The 17,208-nt window shown below is 65.3% G+C and carries 20 protein-coding genes; 12 read left to right on the top strand and 8 right to left on the bottom strand.

All coding sequences use genetic code 11. From position 1 onward, the window contains the following. The first annotated feature begins 3 nt into the window (after positions 1-3). From rpmI to BQ8008_RS05950, 3 genes are all read left to right on the top strand, one after another. Entirely contained in the window at positions 4-198 is a 195-nt protein-coding gene (gene rpmI / locus BQ8008_RS05960) for a 50S ribosomal protein L35 (RefSeq protein WP_003780493.1), read from the top strand. Positions 199-225: 27 nt separating this feature from the next. Beyond that, a complete protein-coding gene (rplT, locus tag BQ8008_RS05955) occupies positions 226-606 on the top strand; it encodes a 50S ribosomal protein L20 (RefSeq protein WP_003780489.1) in 381 nt (126 codons plus the stop codon). 128 nt (positions 607-734) lie between these two features. Then, a complete protein-coding gene (locus BQ8008_RS05950; RefSeq protein WP_199907944.1) occupies positions 735-1,649 on the top strand; it encodes a TrmH family RNA methyltransferase in 915 nt (304 codons plus the stop codon). A gap of 28 nt (positions 1,650-1,677) precedes the next feature. On the opposite strand, the gene BQ8008_RS05945 is transcribed toward BQ8008_RS05950, so the two are convergent. Beyond that, positions 1,678-2,958 (bottom strand): glycosyltransferase, encoded by a 1,281-nt coding sequence (locus BQ8008_RS05945; RefSeq protein WP_108833211.1) that lies wholly within the window; start codon positions 2,956-2,958, stop codon positions 1,678-1,680. A gap of 221 nt (positions 2,959-3,179) precedes the next feature. Further along, positions 3,180-3,875 (bottom strand): TetR/AcrR family transcriptional regulator, encoded by a 696-nt coding sequence (locus BQ8008_RS05940; protein WP_234415253.1) that lies wholly within the window; start codon positions 3,873-3,875, stop codon positions 3,180-3,182. 338 nt (positions 3,876-4,213) lie between these two features. On the opposite strand from BQ8008_RS05940, the gene BQ8008_RS05935 reads away from it, so the two are divergent. The 4 genes from BQ8008_RS05935 to BQ8008_RS05920 all read left to right on the top strand — a co-directional run bounded on the left by BQ8008_RS05935 (position 4,214) and on the right by BQ8008_RS05920 (position 7,836). Further along, positions 4,214-5,023 carry an amino acid ABC transporter ATP-binding protein gene (locus BQ8008_RS05935; RefSeq protein ID WP_325048122.1) on the top strand — a complete coding sequence of 270 codons (810 nt, stop codon included), beginning with the start codon at positions 4,214-4,216 and terminating at the stop codon, positions 5,021-5,023. A gap of 90 nt (positions 5,024-5,113) precedes the next feature. After that, on the top strand, positions 5,114-6,178 hold the full coding sequence (locus BQ8008_RS05930; RefSeq protein ID WP_108833210.1) for a glutamate ABC transporter substrate-binding protein: 1,065 nt from the start codon (positions 5,114-5,116) through the stop codon (positions 6,176-6,178). Between the two features lie 129 nt (positions 6,179-6,307). Continuing rightward, on the top strand, positions 6,308-6,964 hold the full coding sequence (locus tag BQ8008_RS05925) for an amino acid ABC transporter permease (RefSeq protein ID WP_009402373.1): 657 nt from the start codon (positions 6,308-6,310) through the stop codon (positions 6,962-6,964). Then, complete coding sequence (locus tag BQ8008_RS05920; protein ID WP_108833209.1) at positions 6,961-7,836, top strand: amino acid ABC transporter permease; 876 nt, start codon at positions 6,961-6,963, stop codon at positions 7,834-7,836. The genes BQ8008_RS05925 and BQ8008_RS05920 overlap by 4 nt, the downstream gene beginning before the upstream one ends. A 37-nt stretch (positions 7,837-7,873) precedes the next feature. On the opposite strand, the gene BQ8008_RS05915 is transcribed toward BQ8008_RS05920, so the two are convergent. Then, positions 7,874-8,272 (bottom strand): VOC family protein, encoded by a 399-nt coding sequence (locus BQ8008_RS05915; protein ID WP_108833208.1) that lies wholly within the window; start codon positions 8,270-8,272, stop codon positions 7,874-7,876. Between the two features lie 94 nt (positions 8,273-8,366). On the opposite strand from BQ8008_RS05915, the gene BQ8008_RS05910 reads away from it, so the two are divergent. The 3 genes from BQ8008_RS05910 to BQ8008_RS05900 all read left to right on the top strand — a co-directional run bounded on the left by BQ8008_RS05910 (position 8,367) and on the right by BQ8008_RS05900 (position 11,051). Beyond that, the gene (locus BQ8008_RS05910) at positions 8,367-9,389 is read left to right on the top strand and encodes a helix-turn-helix transcriptional regulator (RefSeq protein WP_108833207.1); all 1,023 of its coding nucleotides are present in this window, start codon (positions 8,367-8,369) and stop codon (positions 9,387-9,389) included. A gap of 17 nt (positions 9,390-9,406) precedes the next feature. After that, a complete protein-coding gene (locus tag BQ8008_RS05905; protein ID WP_108833206.1) occupies positions 9,407-10,009 on the top strand; it encodes a TetR/AcrR family transcriptional regulator in 603 nt (200 codons plus the stop codon). Positions 10,010-10,094: 85 nt separating this feature from the next. Then, positions 10,095-11,051, top strand: a complete 957-nt coding sequence (locus BQ8008_RS05900; protein ID WP_108833205.1) for an NADP-dependent oxidoreductase — start codon at positions 10,095-10,097, stop codon at positions 11,049-11,051. An 18-nt stretch (positions 11,052-11,069) separates the two neighbouring features. Here BQ8008_RS05900 and BQ8008_RS05895 read toward each other — a convergent pair whose 3' ends face one another. Then, the gene (locus BQ8008_RS05895) at positions 11,070-11,528 is read right to left on the bottom strand and encodes a MarR family winged helix-turn-helix transcriptional regulator (protein WP_108833204.1); all 459 of its coding nucleotides are present in this window, start codon (positions 11,526-11,528) and stop codon (positions 11,070-11,072) included. Between the two features lie 50 nt (positions 11,529-11,578). Here BQ8008_RS05895 and BQ8008_RS05890 point away from each other — a divergent pair, with 50 nt between their 5' ends. Both BQ8008_RS05890 and BQ8008_RS05885 read left to right on the top strand, forming a co-directional pair. Further along, positions 11,579-11,938 carry a hypothetical protein gene (locus tag BQ8008_RS05890; RefSeq protein WP_199907943.1) on the top strand — a complete coding sequence of 120 codons (360 nt, stop codon included), beginning with the start codon at positions 11,579-11,581 and terminating at the stop codon, positions 11,936-11,938. A 257-nt stretch (positions 11,939-12,195) separates the two neighbouring features. Further along, positions 12,196-12,486: a transposase gene (locus BQ8008_RS05885; RefSeq protein ID WP_267896235.1), complete on the top strand. Its 291-nt coding sequence runs from the start codon at positions 12,196-12,198 to the stop codon at positions 12,484-12,486. Between the two features lie 63 nt (positions 12,487-12,549). Here the strand turns inward: BQ8008_RS05885 and BQ8008_RS05880 are convergent, their stop codons facing one another. The 4 genes from BQ8008_RS05880 to BQ8008_RS05860 form a co-directional block, all read right to left on the bottom strand. After that, positions 12,550-13,119, bottom strand: a complete 570-nt coding sequence (locus BQ8008_RS05880; protein WP_199907942.1) for a hypothetical protein — start codon at positions 13,117-13,119, stop codon at positions 12,550-12,552. 505 nt (positions 13,120-13,624) lie between these two features. Then, a complete protein-coding gene (locus BQ8008_RS05870; protein ID WP_108833201.1) occupies positions 13,625-15,292 on the bottom strand; it encodes an ABC transporter permease in 1,668 nt (555 codons plus the stop codon). After that, the gene (locus BQ8008_RS05865; RefSeq protein WP_108833200.1) at positions 15,292-16,239 is read right to left on the bottom strand and encodes an ABC transporter ATP-binding protein; all 948 of its coding nucleotides are present in this window, start codon (positions 16,237-16,239) and stop codon (positions 15,292-15,294) included. Before BQ8008_RS05865 ends, BQ8008_RS05870 begins: the two co-directional genes overlap by 1 nt. Further along, positions 16,236-17,099 (bottom strand): MerR family transcriptional regulator, encoded by an 864-nt coding sequence (locus BQ8008_RS05860; RefSeq protein ID WP_108833199.1) that lies wholly within the window; start codon positions 17,097-17,099, stop codon positions 16,236-16,238. The genes BQ8008_RS05865 and BQ8008_RS05860 overlap by 4 nt, the downstream gene beginning before the upstream one ends. Positions 17,100-17,208: the final 109 nt, after the last annotated feature.

The following is a 17,208-nucleotide window of genomic DNA, read 5'->3' as shown; positions in this document are numbered from 1 at the left end:
CTCATGCCGAAGAACAAGACGCACTCCGGTGCCAAGAAGCGCTTCCGGGTCACCGGCAGCGGCAAGCTCATGCGCGAGCAGGCCAACAAGCGCCACCTGCTGGAGGTCAAGTCCTCCCGCCGCAAGCGCAAGCTGTCCCAGGACCAGCCGGTCGCCCCGGCCGACGTCCGCCAGGTCAAGAAGCTGCTCGGTCGCTGACCGCCCAACCCACCAAGGAGTCTCACCATGGCACGTGTGAAGCGGGCTGTTAACGCCCAGAAGAAGCGTCGTTCCGTTCTCGAGAAGGCCTCGGGCTACCGCGGTCAGCGCTCGCGCCTCTACCGCAAGGCCAAGGAGCAGGTCACTCACTCCGGCGTCTACGCGTTCCGCGACCGTCGCGCCCGCAAGGGCGACTTCCGTCGCCTGTGGATCCAGCGCATCAACGCCGCCGCCCGCGCCGAGGGCCTGACCTACAACCGCTTCATCCAGGGGCTTGGCCTGGCCGGCGTGGAGATCGACCGCCGCATGCTCGCGGAGCTGGCCGTCAATGAGCCCGAGGGCTTCAAGGCCCTCGTGGAGGTCGCCCGCAAGGCCCTCCCCGAGGACGTCAACGCCCCCAAGGCCTGACATGCGCCAGCGAGGCGGAATCTCGCTTCGCGGCTGATGCATGATCGTCGAATCCTCGCCACTGACCTCTGAACAGGTCTGTGGTGAGGATTCGACGTTCTCACCCGTCACTCACGTAGGCTGCTCGCATGAGTCCTCACTCCTTGCCAGACGCTGACGAGATCCTCGACGACGTTGCCGAGAGGTCTGCTGCTCGCGGGCCGCGGCGCCGCACCGTCAGTGAGGGGCCGGCCGCCGGCCACGAGGTGCTGACCAACCTGGGCTCGGCCCGCGTCTCACGCGTGGCCGGCCTGTCCCGCCGCAACGTCAGGAACAAGCACCGCCGCTTCCTCGTCGAAGGCCCCCAGGGCGTACGCGAGGCGGTCCGCCACGCCTCCGACCGTGTCCTTGACGTCTACCTCACCGAATCCGCCGTCGAGCGCCATACTGATATCTGGGAGGAGACGGTCGCTGCGGAGCTCTACGTCCACGTCACCAGTGAGCAGGTCATGGACGCCATGAGCGCCGACGCCCAGGGCGTCCTCGCCGTCGTCGCCACTGAGGAGGCCACCGGCTCCGAGGCGCTGGCAGCGGCGCTGGAGGGGGCCAGGCTCGTTGCTGTTCTCACTCAGGCCCAGGACCCCGGAAACGCCGGCACCATCATCCGAGCCGCCGACGCCGCTGGAGCCGACGCTGTCGTCCTCGTGCGGGGCAGCGTGGACCCCACCGCCCCGAAGGTCGTGCGCTCCACGGCCGGAAGCCTCTTCCACCTGCCCGTCGTCACCGGGGTGGCCCTCGACGACGCCGTCGCCGCTCTCCACGAGGCCGGACTCACCGTGCTGGCGGCCGACGGACGCGGGGACTTCGACCTCTTCGATGCCGAGTCTCTCCTGGAGGCACCCAGCGCCTGGCTGCTCGGCAACGAGGCCCACGGACTTCCCTCCGAGGCGCTGAGCCGCGCCGACGCCGTCGTCTCCATCCCGATCTACGGCAAGGCGGAGTCTCTCAACGTCGCGGCCGCGGCGGCCGTGTGCCTCTACGCCAGCGCCCGAGCGCAGGCCTGAGGCACGGTGCTCCGGCGCGTACCGGCCTTCAGAGCAGCTTGCAGATCGCCTCGGCCGCTTGGCCCGGACCGTCCAGCCCCTTCATGAGATCGGCCATGCGCCGGGCGCGCGAGCGCATGACGTCGTCGGCCAGCGTCTCACGCACCAGCGCGGCCCAGTCGGCCTTGCGCGCCTCCTTCTGGGACACGAGCCGGGCCGAGCCGAAGGTCACACAGCGCTGGACGTTGAAGCGCTGCTCGAACTGCAACGGGATCCCGATGAAAGGCCATCCCTGCGCGCAGCTGTTCTGCACCGTGCCCTCGCCACCGTGCGTGATCGCCAGGTCCACGGCGTTCCCCAGCTGGTGCGCCGGGATCCAGTCCGTGACATGAACATTGAGGGGTAGCGTGTCCAAGTCCTCGTCCTTGATGTGGGAACGCACCGGTGCCAGCACCTGGCAGTCGGCACGTCCCAGGCCCCGGAGCACGTCGAGGACGAGGTCGCGGTTCCCCGACGAGCCCACTGCGAAGTACACCAGTGGCTTCGGGCCGGAGGCCAGGTCGGCGACGATCTCGGGAACCTCTCCGGGCAGATGGGCGTACACCGGTCCCACCACCCGGTGGCCCTCGGGCATCTCCAGCCACCGGGGCAGCAGGTGCGGAGCGCTGGCGATGAGGTTCAGGTCAGCGGTCAGCCCGGCGAACAGCCCTTGGGGCAGCGAGACGCCGTTGGCTTCGGCCACCTGGTGGAAGGCGCGCGACAGAGGCGCCCGGGTTCCGGCAATGTGGAGCAGGTGGGCGGCCGCGTCGTCGACCAGGCACTCCTCAGGGGTCGTGCGCGGCAGGAAGCCGGTGGCGCCCACCTTGCGCGCAGCCTCCAGGTGCGCCAACGAGTAGGCGAAGGGCCGTACGAAAACCAGTGGCACGCACTCAGCCCGCGCCGAAATAAACTGGCTGGGAGTTACTCCGATGACGACGGCGTCCGGGCGTAGGCAGCGCAGCAGCACCCGTTCGCTCGTGACCCGCTGGGCGAGCATCTGGGCCGTGAAGGGGTGGCTCAGGCTGCGTCCCTGGTCAAAGGCCAGCGCCTGCCGGCCCTCCTCGTCGCTCAGGTACGGTGTCAGGAGACGGAACTCGAAGCCCGCGGCCTTGATGTACTCCGAGTTGCGCCGCGAGAAGCCCGCAAACACGCACTCCACGTCCGAGGGCATGCGCCGGGCCACCTCAATGGCGCGAGTCACCTCGGCAAAGTTGAACGTCTCCGGCGCGAAGAGAACTCGGGACGTATTTTTGCGCACGGCCACCGCGCGTCCAGTGGCGCCTTCAGGCATGATCAACTCCCCTTCTAGGAGCGAGGCGGCCCTGTGTGTGGGGTAGTCCTCGACAATCCTCTTATTGCACACCGTGTGCAACTGGAGGAGAGGTTACCACGTTTAATCTTACACGAATGCCATTCTTACGTTGAGGTTGGAATGCCAGAAAAAATATACGCGAGGTGGATAAGGTGGATAGGAATGGGCGAGCTGGGCTGAGAGCCGGCCCCGGCCGGCTCTCAGCAGTCGTCCTCAGCGGCCGCCCGACTGATCGCATTGCTCGCTTCCTGGGCGATGACGTGACCGAGAGAGGGGACTGACGCCGGGTCCTGAGGCGGCATCTCCTCACTGCCCTGCTGCGCCTGGGACACCAGGCTCTCCAGTGCCTGGGCGGACATGTTCGTGATGGTCTCCTGGCTGATCTCGGGATGATCCAGCCAGGCCAGGCACAGGGCGATCATTGTGCTGATCCACACCTCGGCCGCGAACATAGCGCGCTCATCGGGCTCCGCGACTCCCAAGAACATGAGGACGAGGCGCTCGTAGCGCTCGAAGCTCGTGGCCAGTGCGGCCGCGATCTCCGGGTCCTGGTCAAGGCCTCCTGTGTGCAGGGCCCGGAAGCTGTCGGGCCGGGCCCTCACATAGCCTGCAAAGGTGGAGATCGCCCCTTTCAGTGTCGGCTCGATCTGCTGCTCCACCAGACCGTGAAGGTGAAGGATCTCGTGCTCCACGATGGCTCGGGCGAAAGCGGTCTTGGAGGGGAAGTAGTGATAGAAGAGCGTTCGCGATACGCCGGCCCGCTTGATGATCTCGTTGACGTGAGTGCGGTCGAGGGTTCCTTCCGCGAACAGCTGGACACCGACTCTCACTAGCTCCTCCCGGCGCTGCTCTGGCTGGAGTCGGCGGCGCGGATCGGCTGTATTCGCGGGGCTCATGCGGATGAGACTACGACCGGACGGTCGACTTGCGCAGTTAGGCACTCTGTACGGCGTGTGACCATGATCCCACAGGGACGTTTTTCTGAGACTCAGTTGACCTTTCGGTCACAGGCGGTGCTAGTCTCCCTGACGAAAGGCCGGAACTACGGCAACCTGTGACCCGCGAGCGATCCTGTCCGTGAGCGATCCGGCGTCTCGAGGTGAGCAGGGACTCTTGGGCAGGTCTTCTCAAGAGCCGAGCCGTCACGAGCGAGGAGGAATGCGGTGCGCATGTGGATGTGTTGCTGTCGATGAGACAGATATCGCTCCCATATCCACGTTGAGACGAGGTACTCGTGACCGCATCCGCACCCTCTCCTGATCAGGCAGCCGAAGACCACGCGGCAGGCCCCCAGCGCGACGTCGAGGACGATGTCCTGGTGCGTGTCAGTCACGTCACCAAGTACTACGGACGTTTCAAGGCGCTCGACGACGTCTCGCTCACCATCCACCGCGGCGAGGTGGTGGCCGTCATCGGAGCCTCCGGCTCGGGCAAGTCGACCCTGTGCCGCACCGTCAACCGCCTGGAACCGATCCAGGAGGGCGAGATCGAGATCGACGGTATCCCGCTGCCCCAGGAGGGCAAGGCGCTTGCGCAGCTGCGCGCCGAGGTGGGGATGGTCTTCCAGTCCTTCAACCTCTTCCCGCACCGAACCGTGCTGGACAACATCACCCTGGCACCCGTCAAGGTGCGCGGCATCCCTCGAGAGCGGGCCGAGGCCCGCGCCCGTGAGCTGCTGGCCCGCGTCGGGCTGGAGGATCAGGCCGGCAAGCGACCCTCGCAGCTCTCCGGAGGACAGCAGCAGCGGGTCGCCATCGCCCGCGCCCTGGCCATGGATCCCAAGGTCATGCTCTTCGACGAGCCCACCAGCGCCCTGGACCCGGAGATGATCAACGAGGTTCTCGACGTCATCAAGGATCTGGCGAGCTCCGGGATGACCATGCTCGTCGTCACCCACGAAATGGGCTTCGCCCGCTCCGCCGCCGACCGCGTCGTCTTCATGGATGGCGGCCAGATCGTCGAGTCCGGCAACCCCGCCGAGTTCTTCTCCTCACCGCGCACCGAGCGCGCCCGCGACTTCCTGTCCAAGGTGCTCAGCCACTGAGCACCGAACCGCACCTTCTCCCGGGTGCGACCGCCACAGCAGGCCCTGAGCCTGGGACGGTTCCGTCCCCGTCCGAACGAAAGGAACACCATGACCACCTTCTCCCGTCGCAGCCTTCTGGTCACCACCGGTGCCGTCTCCCTGGCCGGCGTGCTGGCGGCCTGCGCCGACACGGGCGCAGACGGCAAGGCCGTGGCCTCGGCGTCGGCCTCCGACGCCATGTACGACAAGGCCATCAACTCCGGGCCGGTGGCCGCCGACGACGTCGTAGCAGCCTCCAGCTGGGCCGCCGCCGTCAAGAAGGCGGGCAAGCTCGTCACCGGTGGGACCAAGACCTCCGAGGTATTCTCCTGGGAGGACTCCAAGACGAAGAAGATCTCCGGCTTCGACGCGGCCATCGCGCAGGCGCTGGCCCGCTACATCGTTGGTGGTGAAGACGCCCGCTCCCTCCTTGAGGTCCAGCAGGTCACGTCCGACACACGCGAGACCGTCCTGACTAATGGCACGGTCAACGCAGTCATCGCCACGTACACGATTACCCCGGAGCGAGCCGAGAAGATCGACTTCGCCGGCCCGTACTACGCCTCCAGTCAGGCCATCCTCGTCAAGGCCGACAACAAGGACATCACCGGTGTTGACAGCCTGACCGGGGACGTCGCCGTCCAGTCCAACTCCTCGTCCGCCTCCGCCCTGAAGAAGCACGCTCCCAACGCGACCGCCAAGCCCTTCGACACCCAGGCCAAGTGCGTCGCCGCCGTTGAGAGCGGGCAGGTCAAGGCCTACGTCGTGGACCAGTCACTGCTCAAGAGCGAGGTCCTGTCCAACGACAAGGTCAAGATCGTCGGTGACACCTTTGCCGAGGACCCCTACGGCATCGGACTTCCCAAGGACTCCGGTGCCCAGGCCTTCGTCAACACCTTCCTGCAGACGATCGAGGCGGATGGTACATGGAAGAGGATCTGGGACGCGACGATCGGTAAGTCGCTCGGCGGTGACGCGCCTCAGCCACCGGCCATCGGCTCGGTTCCGGGATCATCAGCCGCAGGCGCGGTGGGTACTGACGGGGCCGGCGGCGCTGAGCAGACTGCAGCCCCTGAGGAAGGCGCCGAGCAGGCGCCCGACCAGGGCGGCGAGGAGGCCCCGCAGGAGTCCTGAACCAAGTTCGTAGCCCGTGAGGTTCATCGCGTCGTCGGTCCCGGGGAGGGGCCCGCGCCCGGGCTGACGACGCGATGGCCAGCGGCGTTCAGGCCATGGTGACGACCCGCATCTTTCAAGGAGGCGACCGTGAGTGCCATTACCGACAATCTCGCTGATATCGGTTCAGGGCTGCTCGCCACACTGGTGATCTCTGTTCTGTCCTACCTGGGCGGGCTGGTCCTGGGATCGCTCATGGCCATCTTCCGGGTCGGTCCCATCCCTCCGCTGCGGGCCCTGGGTGCCGCGTGGGTAACGGTGGCCTGCAACATCCCCAACCTGTGCCTCATGGTGCTTGTCGGCCTGGCGCTTCCCCACGCCGGTATCACCATCCCACTTTTCTGGTCGGTGATCGTCGCACTGATCTTCTCCTCGTCCGGATTCGTGTGCGAGACGGTGCGCAGCGGGATCAACTCGGTGTCCAAAGGACAGATCGAGGCCGCCCGAGCACTGGGCATGCCCTTCGGGCTCATTATCCGCGGCATCGTCCTGCCCCAGGCTCTGGCCCGCACGATCCAGCCGCTGGTCAACATCTTCATCGCCTGCCTCATCGGTTCCTCGCTCGCCGCGGCGGTCGGCGTCGTCGAGCTGACTGCCGTCACGCAGCGGATCAACCAGGATCGGGCTGCGGGAGTCATCACCTTCCTCACCTCAGGTCTGACCTACCTGGCGATCGCCTTTGCCGCAACGAGGCTTGGCGGTCTTCTTGAACGACGCCTCGAGTTCATGGGGAAGGAGCGAGCATGAGCTCAGACATCATGACGATGCCAGATCCCCGTCCGCGCCGACAGCGGGGGAAGAGCTCCGGAGCGACGGATGCGGCGCTGCTCTTCGATGAGCCGGGCCCGCGGGGGCGTCTTCTGATCGCTATCGGATCGGTCGTCGCGGTCATCGCAATCGTGGCCTCGACTGGTGCGGTCCTCTACCGACTGGACCTCGCCGGACAGCTCGACTATCCCGAGTGGCGCTACTTCCTGGGACACTCGGTCGTCAGTCAGCTCGTGGAGGCCGCTGGTACCACCCTGTCCCTGGGGGCCGTTGCAGCGGTGCTCACCTTCCCGTTGGGAATCGCTCTGGGGTGGCTCCGCCTGCTGAACAACCGCCCCATCAGATGGCTGGTCGGTCTGTGGATCGATGCCATGCGAGCTGTGCCGATGCTGCTGCTCGTCTACTTCTTCCTCCTGGTGGTTCCTCGCTTTGTGACGGTCTCAGACTTCTGGAAGCTGGCGCTGCCGATCGTCATGTGCACCTCGGCGACGACGGCGGAGGTCTTCCGCTCCGGCGTCCGGGCGCTGGACCGAGGACAGACGGAGGCCGCTGTGGCACTGGGGATGAGCGGGTCTCTCACGATGCGCCTCATCCTGGCGCCACAGGCCTTGCGCCTCATGCTTCCGACCCTCATCACTCAGATGGTCACCATCATCAAGGGGACGACACTGGCGTACGTGCTCGCCTACCCCGAGCTCATGTATCGCGGTTCCACCGTGATCGGCCAGGCGAAGATCGACGCCCATTTGTCTGTCTTCTTCCAGACCTACGTCATCATCGCAGTGGCCTACATCATCGTGAACTGGGCCCTGGGGGCGCTGGCGAGGTACATCGAGTCGCGTACCCGCTGAGGGACGTCGTCGTCAGCGCCCCAAGGCATGACGTCGATCAGTTGAACCTCGAGGTGTCGGTTGCGCACACGCGCAGGCGATGACCGTCAGGATCGGCTGCCACAAAGGTGTAACCGAACTCGAGGGTGGTTGGTTCAAGGACCATGGAAATGCCCAGGGCCTTCCATTGCGCGTAAAGTCGGTCGACGACGTCGGCCGACTCAACGTTACTCAGGCTCAGCTCGCCGCCACCAATGTACGGCTCGGCGGCAGGCTCGATCTGGTCCGCCGCCTGCAGCCCGAGTGTCATGCCGTCGGACAGGGAGAAGACGCTGAAGCCCGGATAGGTCTCGACCGGACCGGAGCCCAGGATCTTACGGTAGAAGCCGGTGCTCGCCTTGACGTCGGAGACATAGAGGATGACGCTGTTAGGGGTGAAGACTGGTTCGGTACGCATGATGCTCCCTTTCTCTGCTGCTGTCGTGCGTTGACGGCAGGAGGCTAGAGACGATTGATGACACCTTCTGTCATGTAGGTGCGAAGATGAGAACATGCGTGCTGACCGTCTGCTGTCCCTGCTCTGGTTGCTCCGTGCGCACGGCGGGATGCCCGCCCCCGAGCTGGCGCAGAGACTGGAGGTCTCACGGCGCACCGTGCTGCGGGATGTTGAGGCGCTGTCCGCTGCGGGAGTACCGGTGTGGTGTGAGCGGGGGCCTTGCGGGGGAGTGAGGATCGATCCCGGCTTTCGCATCGACGTGACAGGTCTGAACCATGAGGAGAGCCGAGCGCTTTTCGCTGGTCTCACTACGTGGGGCGCTGTTCCTCTGGGACTGGGTGAGGCTCTCACCTCAGCGGTGCGTAAGCTGCTCGCCGCAGTCCCCAGCGGCCAGCGGGAAGGATCCGTCGATATAGCCTCACGCATCGTCATTGATCCCCAGGGATGGCTGCCTCTACCAGATCGTGAACGTACCGGTCCTGTGTTCCGAACAGTTCAGAAGGCAGTCTTCACACGTCACCAGTTGCGGATGGTCTACCGGCGCAAGTCGAGAACGGCGGTGCAGAGTGTTGTTGAGCCGCACGGTTTGATCGCTGCCGGCCGTAGCTGGTACCTGTGCGCCTCGCACGACGGCGACATCCGCTTCACCAGGCTGTCCCGTATCGAGGAGGCTGAGGTACTCACTGAGGAGTGTCCCGATGACTCCGGCTTCGACATGACCGCTGCGTGGCAGAAACGACGTGAGGAGTTCCTCGAGACGTTCGAGGCCGTCACAGCCACTGTCTGGGTGCGGGATGAGCGCTGGAGTGACGTGCAGGAGTGGACGCTGCGCGCAACGATGACTGACGTGGACGACTCGCCTCCTGATGAGGACGAATGGACCTGTCTCCAGTTGGAGTTCATGGACCACCTGCACGCCATGACGATTCTGCTCCGGCTCGGTTCGGATGCCTGCGTCATCACCCCCAAGCGCCTGCGCCAGGACCTCATCGACTACCTGGGCCTCATGCTTGCGCAGTACCGGGCTGACGGGGCCCGATGCCCTAACGTTGAGGCAGGGGGCCGTATCCCCTCGTGAGATGAAGGAGGCGCTCCATGTCCAACGCCGAGCAGCAGGGCGGTTCCGTCTCGCGGCGTCGAGCCCACACCGACGCCAGGCTTTCCGAGGCCGTGCGTGAGCAGCTGGGAGCCCACGGGTACCAGGCGCTGACGATCGAGGGCGTATCCAGGCAGTCGGGGGTTGCCAAGACAACGATCTACCGGCGCTGGCAGTCGAAGGCGGAAATGGTGTTCGATCTGGTCATTCACCGCCGTGATGAAGAAGGGCTCGCCGACTCCGGCTCTCTGACCGGAGACATTCAGGCCCTCGCCGGACGGGTGGTCGACCTCATCGCCGCCGAACCCGGTAAGAGCACGCTTCCAGGACTGCTGGCCGACATGGCAGGTGATCCCGACCTGACTGCAAGGCTGCAGCAGAGTGTCGTCGCCGCCGTGCGCGCAGACATCGAGGTCATGGTCGATCGCGCGATCTCCCGAGGGGAGGTGCGGGCGGGTGCCGACGTCGACGGGCTGTATGCGGCGCTGCTCGGTGTGCCGTACGTGCATGTCCACCTTCTCGGTCGGGTGCGACCCGACCTGCTCCGAGAAGAGCTTTCGGAGGTCCTTCTGACGCTTCTGGGAGCCGCTCGGAGAGGCTGAGCCCTGGGGGAGGATCTGCCTATGGTGATCCTCTTCCTGTTGCGCTACGCTACGTATCGTAGCGCAACAGGAAGAGGAGGGCGTCATGGTCGCACAGAACACGATGCGGGCGGTGCAGTTCCGCTCCTACGGTGCTCCGGAGGTACTCGAGATGGGGTCGGCAGAGATCCCGAGTCCCGGCCCCAAGGAGGTCGTTGTCGAAGTCGCCGCCTTCAGCGTCAACGCCGTCGACCTTCTGACCAGGAGGGGGAAGATGCGCCTGTTCGACGGGATGGGGTTCCCGAAAGGTACGGGCGTGGATTTCGCCGGGCTCGTGCACGCGGTCGGGGATCAGGTCGGGAGACCGGTGCCGGGGAGCCGAGTCTGGGGCTACCTGGGGATGAGGCCTCCCGGCCGTACGGCTGCTGGAGCGCAGTACGTGCGAGTCCGGTTCGACCGCCTCGCCCCTGCTCCTGATGGGGTCCCGCTCACGGAGGCCGCGGCTCTGCCTCTCGCGGGCTTGACGGCCGTGCAGGCGCTCCGCCCCCTCGAGCTCCGTCGAGGGAATCGAGTGCTGGTAGTGGGGGGAAACGGTGGCGTTGGCTCCACGGTGGTTCAGGTAGCCCGCATCATGGGAGCGGATGTGGATGCCGTGGTCGGTGTCCGTGGTGGCGTGGCCGCTGCTGCTGGCGCGCAGCGGGTCTTCGACTACCACGATCTGGAACCCTCGGACATGCCCGGTCGCTACGACGCTGTTGTCGACACTGCAGGTTCTGACGCGTCTGCGTATCGAGGGCTCCTCGGACCCGGAGGGCGCATGGCGGCCATTGCCCCCGGAGCCTTCTGGGACATCGTCAAGTCCATGCTCTCGCCGGGGCCGATGATCCGTATGGTGTCAGGAAAACCGAGCGTGAAGGACCTGATGTGGCTCGCTGCGCGGGTGGACTCCGGGGAGCTCAAGCCACTGATCGCCGCGACCTATCCGCTTGACCGGGTCGCGGATGCTCACCGCGACGCCGAGAGCCTGTCGGCGGCGGGAAAGCGCGTCGTCCTGGTGCAGTGACGCCGGTGAGGCCGGCTGCTACGCCCCGTTGTCGGCCGCAACCGAAGAAGCTTGAAGGAGGGCGGGCAGGAGCCTGTCCAGGGCCTGGAGGTCGGCGGGGGAGAGGCGCTTGCGCAGGTCGGTGTCGAGTTTCTTGGCGGCATCGGTGGCGAGCCGCAGTAGCTGACGTCCGTCGTCGGTGATCTCGACGACCTGTACCCGACGGTCGGTCCGACTGCGCGTCCTGCGCACAGCGCCGATGCTGGCGAGCTGGTCGACCAGTGACACCACCAGGCTCGGGGCGACACCGAGCCGTGCGGCGATCTCTCGTTGAGAACTTGCTTGGTCGGCGTCGACGACGGCGAGCAGTCCCACCTGCTTGTGGGTGAGGCCGGTGTGCTGGATGAGCAGTGAGAACGATCGGGTGATCTGGGCTCCTGTGATGCCGAGCTGGAAGCACGTCGAGGACAGGATCGCGTGACCGTCTTCTCTTCCCATGACGTCAACGGTACACTGTGGAATGATTCAGTTCTGAATGATGTGAGGGAGTGGTCCCCATGCCATGGTGGCTCTCGCTGCTGAATTCGTCTCTGGGAATCATCTCAGCGGGGTTCGGTGTCGTCGCGGTGATCCGTCCGCAGACGCCAGCCCCTCCCGGGTGCGGCGAGCCCGGAAGGCGTTTCTATCCGGCGATGTACGCGGCCCGGAGCGTCCCGCTCGGACTGCTGGTCGCCGTCGTCGTCTGGCTAGCACCTGCCCAGCAGTCGACCGTGCTCGTCCTTGCTGCCGCGGCGGCCGCTCAGCTCGGAGACGTCGCTATCGGCGTGGTGCACCGCATACCGGGAATGGTGGTGTTTCCTCTTGCTGTTGCCGTCCTCCACCTGGCTGGTGCGGCCTATCTGATGTGAGGGCATAGAGGGGGTGGGCGCACGCGATGCTTCCGGAGGATCGTTCGCAGGGATTGTCATCATGGCTGTCAATAGGGAAAGGTTGGTGGCTGCGGGTGCCCCCATGCGGCGGGCATAGGCGTTGCGGAGTCGTTGAGATGTGAGTGAGGGTCGCCAGATCCTCGGGGCGTCCGTCGCACGGTGGACGGCGAGTCTGACGACCACGGCCTGGAAGTGTGTCGGGGCGGGTGGTTGACGGGATCCGTGCGGGCTGCGGGATGCTCGCCTGCGTTCTCAGCGCGGGACAGGTCGCGGACTGCCCCATGATGATCCCAGTGCTGGAGGCGATCCTCCTGGCGCACCACGGGCCGGGCAGGCCCCGCCTGCGACCGCGGCGGGTGCTGACCGACAAGGCCTACTCCTCGCGGGCCAACCGGGCCTGGCTGTGCTCCCACCGCATCCGTACCCACGATCCCGGTCCGGGCCGACCAGGCCGTCCACCGTCGGGCCAGGGGCTCACGCGGTGGGCGCCCACCGGTCTTCGACGCCGCTGTCTACAAGGACCATGATGCCGTGGAACGCGGCTTCAGCAGTATGAGATAAATGGTTCACAAGTAGTATTCTCATCAATTTTAGCGGTCGCCTGAATGTGGTAGGAGATGAGAAAGCAGCAACTTGACAACCAACACGGGATTTACCCACGCCACCGTCATGCTCAACGGCTGCAAAATAGTGCAGATAGCGATGAGAAATGAGGTCAACATAAACGCTGTTGGACAGCGATATACACCGGTGGTGAATGTGGTGGCAACCGCAGCAAGTAAGATCCCTACATAAGAAGTGATGGCTGTAACCCACGGCATCTCCGGCAGTGCGGCCGCAAGTACGAGCATGTGTACGTGTCCGGCGAAAAAACCAAAGGCTGACCATCTTGACCGCCTACTTTCATGAAAACGTCGTGAGCATGATGGAGTCGCATTTACGACAACACCCCCGAAAAGATCAAAACCAACCACCGCCATGACGATCGTAGCGAAGCTGGATGCCTCTCCCAGAACACAAACAACAGTGGCAAAAATGATACCAAAAACTCCAGCCCCATAACCCAGAATGCGTTCGGTTCGTGTTGCTCCCGGTGCAATCATTACAGCATCGACAGTTTTTATAGTTGTGCGGCATCTCTGCATGATAAACAACTTCATTCAATGACATAAAAAGACGCAATAAGCAGTGATCTGGTTAGTTTTGTTTGTGAGGGCGTGCGTGCTCAGCAGTGAGGCTACCTTGAACAGATCGGCTGCTACCGAAGTGGCAATCGCAACCATGATCATGAGACAGAAGTCAGATATATAGAGACTTATTCGCAGCGTCTGTAGAAGGTGTTGAGGTTAGCGTCAATATCGACGCCTGCCGGATCTTATAAATCAGCCTCCAGCACTTCTTGAGATCTCAATCCTGATGTACGTTTCAGTGATCTGAAGTCGACGTGGACCGCACTGCGGACTGGCCCTCATCACCTGAGAAGGAAGAGATGGTCTTGAGAAATAGGTGAGAGTATCGCGACGGGTTCACCAGTGTTGATGATCTCGAAATCTTCGCCCGCCTGGACGCGATGTAGAATCGCAGCGTTGTTGTTACGCAGTTCCCGGTGCATAATGGTTCACATGTCTATCACCTCGTAGCAACTGGAGCACTCCTGTTTCTTTGTCAGGACGGCAGGTCCCGGCGGGTGTAGGCGACCAGGCCGATCGCGGTTCCGAGGAGGCCGACCGAGGTCTGGACGGCCAAGGGCCTCCAGTCAGGTGAGCCGACGACGTCGAGATGGTGCCCGAGCACGCTGAGGTCCTTGGCCCAGTCCTTGAGCTCGACGAGCCCTCCGAAGAACTGGGCGAAGGCGCTCCACGTCACCACAACCCAGGACAAGCCGACCAGTCGTGGCGCCAGGCCCACGAGAGCCGCCGCTATCCCGACGGCCGCCACCATGCCCGGCATCTGGCTCACCGTGAACACGAAGGCCCGCGCCACGGCGTGGTCGTCCGTGAGCTGGACGGCTGTTGTCGCCGCCAGAACTGCCGCCGAGACGAGCAGCAGGATGGCCGACTCGATCATCGCGCCGAGAACCTGTGAGAGGAACAAACGGCTGCGGCTGACTCCGGTAGCAAGCTCGACCTCCACCAGGCCCGCGTGCTCCAGGCCCGCCAACCGATTCATCCTGTGCACTGCCGCCACGGCCACAAGCAGCACCGTTACCACCGTCAGCAGGGACATGAACTGCTCCACTGCGGACCCCGAGGCCATCTTGCCGACATAGGACGCCGTCGGAGAGTCCGGGGCGAGGAGATCGTTGACGCTTCCCGACACCGAGCCGTACAGGGCCGCAAGCCCCGTCGAGGCCAGAGCCCAGCCCAGGACGCCGCGCCGGGAGAGGCGAGCGAGCAGATCCATGTGACCGAGCAGCCTCCACCTGCGTCGAGAGGAGCTGCGGTCGGGCAGGTAGCTGTCCAGGTACTCGCGGTGCGCGGCCAACGCCGCCGCCACGATGGCCAGGACGAGGGCAATGACGCCGCACACCGCCAGCACCGCGAATCGGTCATCGGAGTAGGGCCGCACGAGGTCGCGCCACCCCAGGGGGGAGAGCCACCTCAGCCAGTCGGAACTGCTGCCCTCGGCGACCTGGTCGGCGGCCACCCGCACACCGAAGGCGAGTGCGAGCACGATCATGGACAGGCTCCGAGCTTGGCCGACCTGCCGTCCCAGCTGGGAGGCCACCGCCGCAAGGGCGGAGAACGCCCATCCGGTCACGCAGATCGTCCCGGCCAGTGCCCAGGCGCCGGGGACGGTCAGCTCCTCAACACCCCTGGTCTGCCAGGTCAGAATGCCTCCGACTCCCGCAGACAGGCCGCCGACAACCGCCCACACCACCATCATCGGCACAAGAAAAGGGACCGCCCGGCCAGCACCCGTGGAGCGCAGAACCTCGATGAGTCCCTCGTCCTCGTCGCCTCGCAGCACCCGGCACGTCAGCAGGATCGCCATGAGAGCGGTGCACACCAGCAGGAAGGTGCCCGTCTCCCACTGCAGGAGCTGACCGAGCCGGCCAGGAGTGGGGACATAGCCGTAGAGCAGGCGTGTTCCCGGAGACTTCCGCATCTGCTCGATGAGCACAGTCCGGGTCTCCAGCGAGGGGTAGACGCTCTCGTAGCTCGGCGCGGTGACACTGGTCAGCAGCCACAAAGGCAGGACCCAGGCCACGATCTGAACCCGGAAACGCATGAGCAGGATCCGCAGGTAGGTGCCCCAGCCGGCCAAGGCGGCGATACCGGTTCTCGTAACCGGCAGCATCGCGCCCGCTGCTGTGCTCGGTGCGCCGTTCATCAGGCCTCCTCGTAGTGACGCAGGAAGAGGTCCTCCAGGCTGGCCGGCTCGCAGGTGACGTCTCGGACCCGGTGCTCACCGACCAGGCCCAGCACCGCCGGCACCTGCTCTGCTGCGACCTCAAGGCTCATACGCCCGCCGTCCTCGACGACGTCGAGATCCATGGTCCTCAGCACCCGCGAGATCTCACCCATCGCCTCGGAGGCCCCGCCCAGCTCGATACGGGTGCGTGACAGCCTTCGCAGAGTTCCCAGGTCGCCGTGCTCGACGACGCGGCCGTCCTTGATGATCGTCACCGCGCTGCACAGGCTCTGGACCTCGGCCAGGATGTGGCTGGAGAGCAGAACCGTGCGCCCCTCTCCAGCCACCCGGGCGATCTCCTCGGTGAAGACCCTCTCCATGAGCGGGTCCAGGCCACTGGTGGGCTCATCGAGCACGAGCAGGCGCGTCGGTGCGGCCAGGGCCGCCACGAGCGCCACCTTCTGACGGTTCCCCTTGGAGTAGGTCCGTACCCGCTTGCTGGGATCGAGATCGAACCGCTCGATGAGATCGGCCTCCCGTGTGGTATCGCGCAATCCACGCAGTCCCGCCAGGGCGTCGAGCACTTGTCCGCCGGTCAGCCCCGGCCACAGTGCCACGTCACCGGGGACGTAGGAGATCTGCCGGTTGATGACTGAGGCCTCCTGCCACGGATCGCGGCCCAGGACGCTCACGTTTCCGCCATCGGGCCTGTAGAGCCCCAGCAGGGTGCGGATCGTCGTGGACTTGCCCGCTCCATTGGGGCCGAGGAAGCCATGGACGCTGCCCGCCTCCACCTCCAGGTCCAGGTGATCGAGCGCCCTGAAGCGTCCGAAGTGCTTGACCAGGCCCCGAACACGCACCGGCGGATGAGAACCGGCTTCGATATCGAGGGCCTTGATGGACGCGGATTCGGTAGTGGATGTCATAGCACTGGCTCCTCTCCCGCCGAGCGACGGATGGTTGCGGCGAAGTCCGGATCGGCGAGCATGAGCTCCATGAGCTCAGCCACAAAGGCCTGCTGAGCCGGATGGGGGTAGCTGGAGGTGGCCAGCACGTGGGTGAGCCGCCACATGGCGCGCCCCAGGGCACCAGAGGGCAGGTCGTTCAGGACAGCCAGGGCATGCTCCTTGTGGCGGCACGCGAGCCCCCAGCTGTTCTGTGCTAGCCGGTGGGCCTCGGCGAGACCCTCGCTCTCGGGCAAGGTGGCAAGACGGGTGAAGTCCGCGACCTGCTGGGCGGACAGTTCCCGATCGTCCTCATCCAGCCCCTCGATGAAGGGGATCGCACTGTCGGGCACCATGCCCAGCGAAGCGAGCACCACCATCATCTGGCGCTCAGCCCGCAGGCCGCGCACGCTGCCGCCCAGCCGGGTGATCCTGGTCTCGATGTCGTCATAGAAACGCGTCAGGGCGTTGGGAGCGGGAGACAGACCCTCGCCGCGCTCCACCCGGGCGATGAGCTCATCGACTCGGGATGCCTGCTCGGCCAGGCTGCGCCGCTGCGCCTCGATCGTGCCCCGGGTCGCCCGCAGGTCGCGCAGCACCGCCTCGCGGCGGGAGTCCTGATCGGTGCCGATCGTGTCCGAGGCGAGCATGTCGGCCACCTGTGTCAGCGACAGGCCGCCGTCAGCCAGCCACCGGATACGCATCAGACGGGCCACGTGCTCGACGCCGTACTCGCGCCGACCGCGCACCGTGGGCGGAATCTCCAGCAGACCCAGGTGATGGTAGTGACGCACCGCCCTCGGCGTGGTTCCGGCGATCCGGGCGAGTTCTTTGACGTGCATGAACCCATCTCAGCAGGTGACGTAACGTCACCGTCAAGCCCCGTCGTCAACAACCGGATCGGTTGGGGGAGCCGGCATCTCGCCACCCGGCGGCGAGACGATTTACGCC

Source organism: Actinomyces sp. Marseille-P3109, assembly GCF_900323545.1.
In the GTDB taxonomy this organism is placed as follows: domain Bacteria; phylum Actinomycetota; class Actinomycetes; order Actinomycetales; family Actinomycetaceae; genus Actinomyces.
Note: the sequence above shows the minus strand (reverse complement) of the source record. Positions and strands in the feature narration are given on the sequence as shown.

What these genes read in the sequence shown, in the direction of transcription:
- rpmI (WP_003780493.1), top strand. Translation starts at nt 4, where the DNA reads ATGCCGAAGAACAAGACGCACTCCGGTGCCAAGAAGCGCTTCCGGGTC.
- rplT (WP_003780489.1), top strand. Translation starts at nt 226, where the DNA reads ATGGCACGTGTGAAGCGGGCTGTTAACGCCCAGAAGAAGCGTCGTTCC.
- BQ8008_RS05950 (WP_199907944.1), top strand. Translation starts at nt 735, where the DNA reads ATGAGTCCTCACTCCTTGCCAGACGCTGACGAGATCCTCGACGACGTT.
- BQ8008_RS05945 (WP_108833211.1), bottom strand. Translation starts at nt 2,958, where the DNA reads ATGCCTGAAGGCGCCACTGGACGCGCGGTGGCCGTGCGCAAAAATACG.
- BQ8008_RS05940 (WP_234415253.1), bottom strand. Translation starts at nt 3,875, where the DNA reads ATGAGCCCCGCGAATACAGCCGATCCGCGCCGCCGACTCCAGCCAGAG.
- BQ8008_RS05930 (WP_108833210.1), top strand. Translation starts at nt 5,114, where the DNA reads ATGACCACCTTCTCCCGTCGCAGCCTTCTGGTCACCACCGGTGCCGTC.
- BQ8008_RS05920 (WP_108833209.1), top strand. Translation starts at nt 6,961, where the DNA reads ATGAGCTCAGACATCATGACGATGCCAGATCCCCGTCCGCGCCGACAG.
- BQ8008_RS05915 (WP_108833208.1), bottom strand. Translation starts at nt 8,272, where the DNA reads ATGCGTACCGAACCAGTCTTCACCCCTAACAGCGTCATCCTCTATGTC.
- BQ8008_RS05910 (WP_108833207.1), top strand. Translation starts at nt 8,367, where the DNA reads ATGCGTGCTGACCGTCTGCTGTCCCTGCTCTGGTTGCTCCGTGCGCAC.
- BQ8008_RS05905 (WP_108833206.1), top strand. Translation starts at nt 9,407, where the DNA reads ATGTCCAACGCCGAGCAGCAGGGCGGTTCCGTCTCGCGGCGTCGAGCC.
- BQ8008_RS05900 (WP_108833205.1), top strand. Translation starts at nt 10,095, where the DNA reads ATGGTCGCACAGAACACGATGCGGGCGGTGCAGTTCCGCTCCTACGGT.
- BQ8008_RS05895 (WP_108833204.1), bottom strand. Translation starts at nt 11,528, where the DNA reads ATGGGAAGAGAAGACGGTCACGCGATCCTGTCCTCGACGTGCTTCCAG.
- BQ8008_RS05885 (WP_267896235.1), top strand. Translation starts at nt 12,196, where the DNA reads ATGCTCGCCTGCGTTCTCAGCGCGGGACAGGTCGCGGACTGCCCCATG.
- BQ8008_RS05880 (WP_199907942.1), bottom strand. Translation starts at nt 13,119, where the DNA reads ATGAAGTTGTTTATCATGCAGAGATGCCGCACAACTATAAAAACTGTC.
- BQ8008_RS05870 (WP_108833201.1), bottom strand. Translation starts at nt 15,292, where the DNA reads ATGAACGGCGCACCGAGCACAGCAGCGGGCGCGATGCTGCCGGTTACG.
- BQ8008_RS05865 (WP_108833200.1), bottom strand. Translation starts at nt 16,239, where the DNA reads ATGACATCCACTACCGAATCCGCGTCCATCAAGGCCCTCGATATCGAA.
- BQ8008_RS05860 (WP_108833199.1), bottom strand. Translation starts at nt 17,099, where the DNA reads ATGCACGTCAAAGAACTCGCCCGGATCGCCGGAACCACGCCGAGGGCG.